10 protein-coding genes and 1 pseudogene are annotated in these 10,793 nt (G+C 66.7%); 3 read left to right on the top strand and 8 right to left on the bottom strand.

What is annotated here, in order from left to right:
* Positions 1 to 189 precede the first annotated feature (189 nt).
* A pseudogene (locus MKK52_RS13275) lies at positions 190 to 375 on the bottom strand (hypothetical protein); the annotation flags it as partial.
* A 149-nt stretch (positions 376 to 524) separates the two neighbouring features.
* On the opposite strand from MKK52_RS13275, the gene MKK52_RS13270 reads away from it, so the two are divergent.
* Positions 525 to 788, top strand: coding sequence for a hypothetical protein (locus MKK52_RS13270; RefSeq protein ID WP_243954460.1), 264 nt, complete (start codon positions 525 to 527; stop codon positions 786 to 788).
* Positions 789 to 935: 147 nt separating this feature from the next.
* Here the strand turns inward: MKK52_RS13270 and MKK52_RS13265 are convergent, their stop codons facing one another.
* Positions 936 to 1,172 carry a hypothetical protein gene (locus tag MKK52_RS13265; RefSeq protein WP_243954459.1) on the bottom strand — a complete coding sequence of 79 codons (237 nt, stop codon included), beginning with the start codon at positions 1,170 to 1,172 and terminating at the stop codon, positions 936 to 938.
* Between the two features lie 424 nt (positions 1,173 to 1,596).
* On the opposite strand from MKK52_RS13265, the gene MKK52_RS13260 reads away from it, so the two are divergent.
* Positions 1,597 to 1,830: a DUF2171 domain-containing protein gene (locus tag MKK52_RS13260; protein WP_243954457.1), complete on the top strand. Its 234-nt coding sequence runs from the start codon at positions 1,597 to 1,599 to the stop codon at positions 1,828 to 1,830.
* A 159-nt stretch (positions 1,831 to 1,989) separates the two neighbouring features.
* Here MKK52_RS13260 and MKK52_RS13255 read toward each other — a convergent pair whose 3' ends face one another.
* From MKK52_RS13255 to MKK52_RS13240, 4 genes are all read right to left on the bottom strand, one after another.
* Positions 1,990 to 2,457: a MucR family transcriptional regulator gene (locus tag MKK52_RS13255; protein ID WP_243954455.1), complete on the bottom strand. Its 468-nt coding sequence runs from the start codon at positions 2,455 to 2,457 to the stop codon at positions 1,990 to 1,992.
* Positions 2,458 to 2,823: 366 nt separating this feature from the next.
* The gene (locus tag MKK52_RS13250; protein WP_243954462.1) at positions 2,824 to 3,075 is read right to left on the bottom strand and encodes a DUF3761 domain-containing protein; all 252 of its coding nucleotides are present in this window, start codon (positions 3,073 to 3,075) and stop codon (positions 2,824 to 2,826) included.
* 322 nt (positions 3,076 to 3,397) lie between these two features.
* On the bottom strand, positions 3,398 to 3,613 hold the full coding sequence (locus MKK52_RS13245) for a hypothetical protein (RefSeq protein ID WP_243954453.1): 216 nt from the start codon (positions 3,611 to 3,613) through the stop codon (positions 3,398 to 3,400).
* 412 nt (positions 3,614 to 4,025) lie between these two features.
* Positions 4,026 to 4,427: a hypothetical protein gene (locus MKK52_RS13240; RefSeq protein WP_243954451.1), complete on the bottom strand. Its 402-nt coding sequence runs from the start codon at positions 4,425 to 4,427 to the stop codon at positions 4,026 to 4,028.
* 208 nt (positions 4,428 to 4,635) lie between these two features.
* Between MKK52_RS13240 and MKK52_RS13235 the strand changes: the two genes are divergently transcribed.
* Positions 4,636 to 5,010, top strand: coding sequence for a hypothetical protein (locus MKK52_RS13235; RefSeq protein ID WP_243954449.1), 375 nt, complete (start codon positions 4,636 to 4,638; stop codon positions 5,008 to 5,010).
* Between the two features lie 3 nt (positions 5,011 to 5,013).
* On the opposite strand, the gene MKK52_RS13230 is transcribed toward MKK52_RS13235, so the two are convergent.
* Complete coding sequence (locus tag MKK52_RS13230) at positions 5,014 to 8,481, bottom strand: hypothetical protein (RefSeq protein WP_243954447.1); 3,468 nt, start codon at positions 8,479 to 8,481, stop codon at positions 5,014 to 5,016.
* On the bottom strand, positions 8,481 to 10,790 hold the full coding sequence (locus MKK52_RS13225; protein ID WP_243954445.1) for a hypothetical protein: 2,310 nt from the start codon (positions 10,788 to 10,790) through the stop codon (positions 8,481 to 8,483). The genes MKK52_RS13230 and MKK52_RS13225 overlap by 1 nt, the downstream gene beginning before the upstream one ends.
* Positions 10,791 to 10,793 lie beyond the last annotated feature (3 nt).

Genomic DNA, 10,793 nt, shown 5'->3' with positions numbered 1-10,793 from the left:
GGCAAATGGGAGCGGCAGCCTCTCGCGAAGAGATGACGGAAGCTCTGGCAGTGATGCGTCTGTACCTGCGATTGCAGAGCCCCGAGGCACGCGCACGCTGTATCACGTTTATCACCGAGGAACTCCTGCGCGATAGGTGATTGAGACGCAAAACGCGGCGGAAATCAAACGTCGATCCTTGGCACCGTTCTACCGGTAGGGGCCGCCGAACAAGTCGCCCGACGCCTTCCGCCGGAATAGCGTCCGCCATCGACGCCGCTTATGCTCCGGCTGGTCGTGGTTCATGTGACAGCGCTGGCGGAAAGCCGCTAGGTTGGCGTTCGTGTTGTCGGCGGTGTTGTGGTTGCGGTGAGCGGTCGCTAGGACCACCCGCGTCGGGTTGGTCGAAGGTCGATAGGCACGCGGGTCTGCCCTGCCTGCCCTGATCTGCTGGTGTCGGAAGCCCAGCGTTAGGTTTTCCAGCCCTACCCTTAGCGTTGCTGCCAAGGCGGTACATACGATCACGCTGGCAAATCAGGACCCTCATGAGGAAGCTCTTCGCCGTCGTCGTGGCGTTGGTCGTGAGCGCCGGCCCTGCGTTCGCCCAGGGCGACCTGCCATGGCAAGATTGCGGGCCCGCCGATCCTGAGACCACGGGCTCGTTGCCTTCCGATCCGCGTAGCCTCTTCATGCCAGGCGAGCACCCGACCGTGGCCGACACGGACCCGCCCGAGGCGAGCTGGCAGGATGAGGCTCGTGAGAGCTCTGAGGAGCGCTGGCGCGACTTGCTGGACTGTGGGGTGAACTGACGCCCGGCGGCGTTATGGCCGGAGGCATGCACCACTCGATAACCTTCACAACCTATGCCGAGGGCGAGCCGCGTTGCGTATGGCCCGCCGTGCATCCGTCACGGCACGATCCCCGCCGGCCTTCCCAGGACGGCAGGGTGGCACGCCCTACACATCACGTGGCCGCTGACTGATCACGTCCCCTCTGCTCAGTCGCCAAAGAACGCGTTCCGTTGGATCGCGCAGTTCTATCGCCAAAAGGTCGCTTTCAGGCTCAGCCGCAATCGCCTGAGCAATGATGATTGCCTGCTGCTCCGAGGGCGCATCGACATCTCGCACATCTTCGGTGGGCCCATCATTCGGGACTTGTGAACGATGGATCCTGTGCAGTTTGTAGATGGACAAGATGGCGCTCCGGCAGCGATGCAAGCGCGAGCCAAAAGAGCTCTAGGAGATTGAGTTCCTGACTGCGCCAGTGCGTCGCTGCCGAGTTTGACTAGACGGAGTAAGGCTCAGCATTCGGCCCTCGGCAACTGAGTCTGAGCTTAAGCGTTCATTGGAAGCGGAGCCGTTTGGCGCCTGGGGCTTCCAACATGATCCTGATCGCATCGCTCATCGCGGGCACCTTCGTGCTCGCCACCACTTTCTCGCTCGTCGCCGTCCTCAGCGATTGAGGTCTACTTCTCCAACCTCGCAACATCGGCAAGGATGGCGGAGATAGAAGGCAGCGTACAACGGGCCGCATCATCCTGCGCTACTACCCGAACCTTTAGCTGCAGGAACACCGCCCAGCAGGCCTCGTTGACGCTCACAAACAGGGAGGCTTGCAATGGTCGATGTTGCGCAAATTCAAGAGCATGCCGAAGTCGTTGGCTCGGACGGGGCTCACGTTGGCACTGTCGATCACGTCGACAAAGGCGAAATCAAACTGACTAAGAAAGATGCAGAAGCCGGCGGGCTTCATCATTACATCCCGGTCGATTTCGTTCGCGCCATTGAGGATGGCAAGGTTCACCTTGACCGCCCGGCCGAGGAAGTTAAACGCGAATGGTCTACGTCATAGAAAGGACGGGTTCTGAGCAGTCGCGTCCCCTAAGCAGGCTGACGCCATAGGCAACGCTGTATGCGCTCCACAGGCAGAATTTTAACGGCAATAAGCTGCGCCGCTACCTGATGCAGTGGTAGGGCCACGAGGCCCTACCGCTCGGTCCCGCCTACGCGGCTACTTGCCCTTAGCGGTGTTCTTCGGTTCCTCAGCTACTACGTTGCGCCCAGCTACATGGCCGAAGCGCCGTTCTTTCGCGAGGTTCGAGCGCCGTTCGCTGTAAGACGCAGCAACCACCGGATAGTCGCCCGGGAGGCCGAAGCGGGCCCGGTAGCTATCGGGGGTGAGGCCATGCTTGGTCAGATGCCGCTTCAGGGTTTTGTAGGCCCTGCCGTCAAGGAAGCTAACTAGGCCATCTGATCGGATCGATTTCTTGATCTGCGCTGGCGTCGGCTTTTCTGCGGCCTGTTCGGACGGTTCAGCGCTCGCGCCGGAAGCGGTCAATCTGGTCACGGCAGTGTGAACGCTGGCGATCAGTGCAGGCAGTTCCGCGACCGGCACACGATTGTTCGACACGTAGGCGGCGACCAGATCGCCGACCCGCTGAACGATGCCGAAGTCCGTTTCGGTATTCTCTTCGCTCACTTCCCAAGTCCTTAGGTCTATGGTGCTGAGGCACATGGGCCATGGTCGTTATTCAAGCAAGCTATTTATAGTGCCTATGCACCAGATAGCTCAAACGTCGCGGACACATTTGACCTACGTAGCGCTAGAACGAGCGGTTTAGTCGCTTGCTTATTTATCCCGGCAAAACTCAAAAAGCGGGCTTGGTCGTCAGGTCGATGACGGGGGCAAGGGTTGCGGCGCCATCACGGATCGGTTGGCCCTTCGGCCTACGCCTCTTTCGGCCGACCGTTGGCGCGGGTTCATCGGGTAGCGTTGGCTCCAACCAAGTGCAGGATTGCGTCGCGCGGTTCGCCCTGGTGCACGCCGCAGGCTTTTCAGCGGAGGCTATCGCTCCGAGCTCGCAACACCACCATGGCGAGAACAGGTGCCTCGATGCGTATGGCTGAAGCTCCATGTGCCGTCCCGGCAGTGCGCAGTAGCACCTGAGGGCTTCGATCCATTTCGCGTCTTCGCAGGCTGGTGCACAGTTTGGCCATCCGAGCGGCTGACATAGTGGCCGTGTCGGTCCAAGGCGCTTTCGTCTGGCTCCCGGAACTCCCGCGCCTGCAAGCTGCCTACGGCCGCAAAAGCAGACATGAAAAGTATGGAGCCCCAGGCGCGCTGGAACGGAATATATGATCCGCGGCCCCTGAAATTTGAAATGAGCATTAGCGCCCTCCGTAGGAGGGGATACTGCCGTGCTCAAATTTGGGTTGTCGAGTGGATCGGTATTTTCATTCGGCCCTCTTCGTCGGATCGACTTCCTCGTTAAGCCGAGCATCGAGCTTACGGGGTATGAAACCCGACGAGGCCGCCTCAGCGTCCCGAAGCAGCAGCGATCAACTCATCGTGCGTCCCTTTGGCCCGCGCGAGCTGGGCCATGGCCTTCGCCGTGTCGTACGCGAAAGCCTGCAGTTCTTTACTGCTGGCCCTGTCCGCCGCTTTTGCTCGCCTTGTTGGCCTTGTGATGCCCCACGGCGCATCCGGCAGCAGCCCCGGCTTTGCCGTGCCCGGCCATATGGCCGGCGACGCCGCCTACAACCGCACCCTTTAAGCATCCCTTGGCCTGCGCAGGAGCACCACTCACAAGGGCGCCGAGAGCCAAAGCTGAGGTCGCGATCACAATCCGCTTCATGATGTGTCTCCCGTCTGAGCAAGAGCCAACACATGGCCTAACGACACCGTTCCTCTTGAGCCGATCAGCGCTCGTCAGCTGAGTGCATCTGGGTGCAACTTCGGCGTACCAGTATACCGCTGCACGATCCTCGGGCAGCCATCGTGGCTTCGAAGATGAGCCATGGCGATCCTCTGCTGTGCCACGTAGGTTCCGTGGGTGCGGACCTGTCCATGGCAGTCCGGACAGCGTTTCTTCGCGGCACGGTGATGGGTGTGCGCCTCGGCTACCGGAACGAGCGTCCAAGCTCCGTCGATCAGCACCTCGCAACTGTCTCGGTCGGGCGTCGTCATGCCGAACAGATGCCACTGCCAGAGACGGAAGTAACGGACTTTTCGATCAGCAGCTGACCCCTCACCCCCATACTCCCCCGTTACTCCTCCTCAGCGGCTGACAGGAGCGGGAGCGCATCAAGACCGTTGCGAGCGCGCCAGGAGTTGCGGACTTCCCGGCTGATGCCGCGCTTCATCAAGTAACTATCGAGGTCGGGGCCAATCCGCTGGACCATTGCGTCGAACACGGCATCGGCCTCCTTGGGGCAGTAGCCGGCATCGGTCAGGAGGCTCATCAGGGCCTTCCGAACCACCGCGCGGGCCGTGTCGTGGTTCGACCCACGGTACTGCATCAGGGTCACGAACAAGGCGACGCGGGCGACATCATCGCGGCGAGGCGCATTCCTCCCCTTCCGCTTGGCGGCACTCTCGGCCGACACCTCGGCATGGCGGCGCTTGCGGACTTCTTGGATGGTCGAGAAGGCGGGCTTATCGTTCGGCATTGGCGGGCTCCCATGGTTGAAGCCCCATCCTTGGCCGAGATGACGAAAGGCAGAACGGCCACTCGGCGCCTGCCCAGCAAATTTCTTTTACGACCGGCAGGCGCTTTCCCCCTTGTGCCTCGCCCTGTCAGCCCGCCGTCAGCCTGCGGTAGCATCTGGTGGGCACGCGATCCTCGACACCCGCAGGCCGTACCGCCATGTTGAGCCGATGCCGCTCAAGGTTCTGATCGGGCCGATTGCTGCGGCCACCATCGTGACAGTGTTCTGGTTCACCGCGATGTGGCGCGGCCACCAGAATGAGCGGAGGCGCGGAAAGCCGACGTGGCAATATGAGCTTGGTCTAATAGGCTACATCAGCGCACTTGGATTATTCGTCTACTTGCGAAGCGATCTGCGCGCGGCGAGTGGATTAGACATTTTTGGCATAGCCCTGGCAGGGCAAGGCTTGGGGATTGTCGTCGTTTTCGCGTTGGTTCAGACCTTCGTTCTATCGAGCGGCCAAACTTGGAAGCAGCGAGCGTTCCCGATCTTCGGCACGCTGCTCCTCGTTTTTATGGTCGTGGCGACCACTCTCGCAGCCTGAAGCTTATTGCTGCCCCACCGCCAGCCCCTCGCCGGTTGCGAGACTGCCGAGGGGCGGCAGGGAAGGAAGCGACACCCGCACCCGAGGCGCGCCGCCCTCGAACGACCGTCGAGCCGCACGGGCGCCGATCCCGCCGGCTATCAGCCTCTCGGTCGGCTTGGCCGCCAGCGTCCCGGCCGCAGCCGGCAACCCGCCGACCTTCAACGCGACGGCGCCCATCACGAGGTCGAGGGCCTTCGCCGCCGCTTTCTTCGCGATCTCCGCTCCGGCGCCTGTCTTGGCCGCCCCATCCGGCCGGATGGTCGATTGCAGGGCCGCCCCGAAGCGGTTCAGGTGCGCCAGCTCCTCCGGGTTGAACAGCGTGCTCGCCACGCCCTTGCCGGAGCCGTTGATGAAGTCCCGCAGGGCCGCGACGGTCTTTCCGGCCGAGGTTTCCGGGTCGAGGAGGCGATGCACCGCTGCTTGCCGCAGGCCCGCCCATTCCTGACTGTCGGCGCCGAGGAAGGCTTTCGCGGCCTGGGCTTCGTTCACCGCCCCCGGCTTGGAGCCGATGGCACCGGAGCCGCCGAAGATGCTGCGCGAGACCGCGTTCGGATCGAACCCGCTGCGTTCGAGGTCGGACGCCCAGGTCGGCACCGGCCGCCCCGCCGCTTCCGCCTGCGCCACGGCGCCCCGCAACCGACCGAGGCCGGCGCGCTGCCCCTCTGACAGGAAGGGCGTCAGGGTCCGTCCGTCGCCCCGCAAGAGGTAGTCGAGGCGTGCCCCGAGATCCCGGCCCTCGCCGCCCAGGTGCCGGGCGATGATACCCCGTTGCACCGCCGCCCATGTTTCGCTGTCCGCGGCGACCGCATCCCGCAACCGGGTGAGGGTCTGAAGCTGTCCGCTCTGGATCCGGCCGGAGCCGGGCGAGCCGAACAGCATGGCCGCGACTTCGTTGGGCGAGGCGTCCCGTTCGAGGATCCGCCGGAGGTTGTTCCCGGCTGTGTCGCCGGAGAACCGGGGCGCGAACGCCTGTTTGAACTGCCGGAACAGGCCGCGCGCCCGCTGCATCGCTTCGAGCGGGGCCATGTCAGACCCCGGCAAGGCATCGCTCGTCGCAACGGAGGTCGGCCCGTCGAACGGCACGTCATGCGCCGCACCTGCCCGCCCCTGGCCGGCGCCCTCGCGCGCCATCAACGCGGCCTCGTAGGCGTCGGCCGGGTCGGTATGGCGACCCAAGACGATGTGCTCGGCCGCATCGTTCAGCGCGGCGCGGTCGAGGTCCTGGGGCCGGAAGCCGTAGCCTTCCAAGTCAATCGCCATGCGGCGGGCCTGCCGATCCACCATCGCGGCGTGGTCCGCGTTCTGGTCCGAGACCACTTCGGACGCGCGGCGCCCGGCAGCGGCTTCCTGATCCGCCATCCGAACCGTAGGCCGCCCATTCACACGCTCATCGTGGATCGCCCCACGCACCCAATCGGCCACGTCCCGCGACGAGGCGGTGCCGGTCATGTCGGGCGGGAGGAAGCCTTCCTCGGCCATGCGGACCCGGATCTGATCCCAGGTCGGCGCGTCGTTGCGGGCGAGCGTGCCACGCCCCGGAATGTATGTCCGGTGGAGGTCGGCGGCCCGCGCCTCGGCATCGAGCGGGATCCCGCCGGTTCGGGCGAGGTATTGCGTCACCGTCTCCGGGTTGCCGCCACGCGCAGGAGCTCCGCCAGCGGCCGGGAGCGACGCCGGAGCGCCGGAGGCAGGCAGATCGCCGGGGAAGCCGTCAGCGGGCAAATTTCGCGCGCCTGCGGCCTGTCGAGGCCCGAACAGGCCGGAGCCCATCGCCGCCTCAAGATGGTTGTCGAACTCCGCGAGGATCCGATCCATCGCCCGCCGGTCGGTGGGATTGGTCGCCGTCGCGCCCCGATAGGTGACGAGGCGTTTCCGTAGCTGCTCCACCTGCTGAAGGTTCGGCCCCTCGCCCGGCCCTAGGTTGAACAGGCCCGGCACGGCATCGAGGTCGGCAATCGCCCGGTTCGCGGCCGGGGTCAGCACCGGGTCAATCGGGACATCGGCGCCGAGACGATCCCGCACCCGCGACCCGGCCTGATCCAGGGCGCCGGGGGCGAACTCGCCGGGGAACTGTCCCGCCTCGCCGTAGGCGGCCCGGTAGGCCCCGCGCGCCTGTTCGGCCGCGCCACGCACCCCCGCCGCCGCGCTGGTCGCACTGTCGAGGGCGTCGCCATCGCCACGACCCCGCACGGCCCGCAAGGTATCGTCCACGCCGCGCTGCGCGACGCTCGCCTGTTCGGCCTGGGCGGCTTGAGCCTGCCGGGCACGTTCCGCCGCTGCCTCGAACGCCGTTTGGGGGCTGTCGATGCGGGGGGCCTCGCCGGCCGCCATGCCGAGGAAGCGATCACGCGTCGTGGCGACGGCACCGGCCTGCCGGCTCGCGAAATCCTCCCCGATGGTCTGAGCCTTGTCGCCAGCTCGTCCAGCCAGTGCCCGGCCTTCCGCCGCCAGCGCCGCCGGATCCTGCGTCGCCTGCCCCCGAGAGAGCGGCAAGCCGAACTCGGCCGCCTGCGCCTCGCGCGCCGCCGCCGGAGAGGCGCCCTTGGTCGCGAAGATCCGCTCGACGTGCGCGGCCAACTCGGGCGGCAGGTTGTCGGCATCCAGACCGGCGGCCCTCAGGGCCTCGCGCGCCGCTGGCGTGAACCCGCCCGACGACGCAACCGAGCCGGCACCGAACCGCTCAAGAACCGGAGCGAGCGCCCGGCTCGCGGCCGAGATGACCGGCGGGGCCAGCTTGTCGATGACCGCGCCACCGCCAGCACCGAGAGCGCCGCCGATGGCAGCGCCCTTCAAGAAGTCGGTCCCTTCCTTGGTGTCCGCAAACTCGGTGAGACCACCATAGGCCGCGCCCGTCTTAAGGTTCGCAATCGCCCGAGCCCCGAGACCAGCCCCCTCCGCAGCCTTGAACGCCGGCAGGGCTACCGCCCCGCCCACGATGCCGGCCGCCGTACCCGCCAGCGCCGACTTCGGAGCCTGCCGGGCCAAGGCTTCTTCCTGGTCCTTCGCGAGGCTGTAGTTTTCCGAGAACGACCGGCCGTTGCCGACCCCCGGTGCGGACGCGATGGCCGCCGCCGCGTTCCGGGGGAGGTTGAGCCCTGCCGCGTTGCCGGCCCGCAGGATCGCAGCCATGAACGGGGTCGAGGCGTCGGGCTTGCCGACAAGCTCCTCGTCCGCCGTCCGCCGGAGCCCCGCGCCGAGCGGCGACGAGGTGTCCGAGGTTGAGGCCATCGGGCCGGAGCCGAAACGATCATCAAAGCTCGCGGGCGCCGAGCCAGAGGCACGAGGCGCGACCGCCCGCTCTTTGAACGCCTTGAACTCATCCGGGTTGAACGCGACGGCGGGCGCCTCACCTTGGCCGCCCCGCTCCGACCCGCGCCCTGACTTGAACGCCGCGAACTCGGTCGGATCGAACGCCACGCCGCCAGCCATCAATAGCCCTCCCGGTGCATCTGTTCGTAGGCTTGGGCCTTCGTCATGCCGGAGCCGATGAGCTGGCCGAAGCGGTCGGCCGGTGCGCCCTGCGAAGATTGAGCGCCCTGCCGTGCCGCAGGCTGGCGCCCGCCATCACCCCCGCCAGCATCAGCGCCACGCCCAGGACCGGAGCCGGGGCGGTAATAGGTGCCCTCCCGGATCTGGGCGGCGCGGTCGGCGTTCTGCTGCATCCGCAACTGCGCCGCGTCGATGGCGCGCTGATAGACCTTCACCCGCAGTTCGTGCGGGAGGTTCGAGGATCCGGCGACATCGAGGAGGATCTTGCGCTCGCCCTCGGTCGGGTTGCCGCCGAAGATGCTCTTGAGGTTCGTGAGGGCGTTCGTCGTGACGAGGTTGTCCAGTTCCTGGGTCGCCTGCCCACGCTCCCCGCCGAACGTGCTCATGAACTTGCCGCGCTCGCTCGCGAACGGACCGCCGTAAGCGTCCTTGGACAGCTCTTTGGCCTGTTCGAGCATGTGAATGGACGACTGCGCGGAGATCACCGCGTTGTCCGCCGTGTCGATGGCCTTCTTGTCGGCCGCGCTCATGTCGCGATCCGCACCGAGCTTGCCGGTGCCGACGAACGAGCGATAGGCGGGGGTGCCTTCCTCAAGGCCGAGGCTCGGCGCCTGCGCCCGGCGGGCCTCGATCTGAGCCGTGACCTTGGCGCCCTCGTCCTTTTCGATGGTCGGCTTGTACCCAAGGGCGTAGTTCTGCAACTCGGGCGAGCCCGGCTGCATCCCAAGCCGAATACCCTCCTGCTCGCGGGTTCGGATCTGGGCTTGAAGGTCGGCGCCGGGGTTGCGCTGCTTCTCCAAGGCGTAGGCGTTCGGGGACGTGGCCTGTGTCATCCCGTGAGCCCGCGCCCACATGAACTCCTTCACGGTATCGGGCATCTTCGCCTCGTCCAGCGCCTGCCGCAGCAGGGTGCTGGCCAATTCCTTCTGGCCGCCCTCGATGTACGGCGAGGCCAGCGCCCGCATCAGGAACGGGATCCGCTGGCCAAGGGGAGACGCCTGGATCGCCCCGACCGGCTGGCGGGCGACCGTGGCGTCCTGCGGTGCCTGCGCCGCTGCGACCTGGGGCGGCGCGCCACCCTCACCCGGCATCGTCATGGTCCGCCCGCCGAAGGTGCCGACAGGGGCTGGCGCGTTCGAGGACGAGGACGGCAGGGACAGCACCGGCACGGGGCGCCCGCTCGCCTGCCCTGACCCTGAGAGGCCCGGCGCGGGGCTCGCGACGGTGCCGGCCGGCGGGACGTAGAACGCCGCTTCCTGCGCGCCTTCCGCCGGAAGATCAGCCTGCGGGTCGGCACTCGCCACCTGCCGCGAGGCCGGAGGCGTCATTCCCATCCGCTGCTCAAGGGCCTGCACGCCCGCCTCATCATCGGCATACGCAACCGGGCCGGGAGCCGGCGCAGCCTGGGCCTGCCGCACCGTCGAGGCGCCGCCGCCGCCGAACGAACGGCCGAAATCTGCCATCACCTGCGCGCCACTCTTCGGCGAGCCGTCGCGATTGAAAAACACGTTCCGATTGGCGGCCACCTGAGCCGCATCAGCGTAGCTCGCAGCCGGCGCATCAGGATTGCGCATCACGCCCGCCACGAGCCGCCGGCCGCCACCAGCGCCGAGGAAGTGCAGGGCGTAGCGGCTGGCATCCGTGACCGGCAGGCCGGAGCCTTGCAGCACGCCCTCATTCTGCGCCGTGAGGGCGTTCGTCGCCTGCACCATCTGGGCGCGATCCGTCCGCCCGTCCTGACCGTTGCCGACCGGCGTGAGGTTTAAGTCGGGGCTCTGCGATGCGAGCCGGTTCCACGTCCCCCGCGTGAACTGGCCGGCACCACGGGCCGAGGAGGTCGGCGCCTGCGCGAAATCGTTGTTGTTGCTCTCGCGCTTGAACAGCCCCGCCACGTAGCCGCTGCTCGGGCTCGAACTGTCGAGGAAGGACGGGACCGAACGGCCGGCATCCGAGACCGGGAGAGGTACGCCCGTGTCGCCACCGCCGCCGCCGCCCATGATCGCGCCGAGACCGCTGCTGAAGTCCTGGGCGAACGCCTGCTTTCGGGCCTCAAGCTGCGCGGCCTGCCCGAGTTTCAGGAGGCCGATGCCGGTCCCCGGGTCGCCCGCCTCGAACGCAGCTTTAGCCGCTCCGGCATAGTCGCCCGCCTGGATCGGCGCCCCCAGGGCGGCCAAGGCGTCCCGCTGCTTACCCTGCCTGTAGGCGTCCCCAAGACTGCCGAAGGCGGCGAAGGTTTCCCCGAACGACATCGC

Origin of the sequence: Methylobacterium sp. J-067, assembly GCF_022829465.1 — a bacterium.
GTDB lineage: Bacteria > Pseudomonadota > Alphaproteobacteria > Rhizobiales > Beijerinckiaceae > Methylobacterium > Methylobacterium litchii.
The sequence above is the reverse complement of the archived record's forward strand: the minus strand, read 5'-3'. Positions and strand labels throughout refer to the sequence as shown.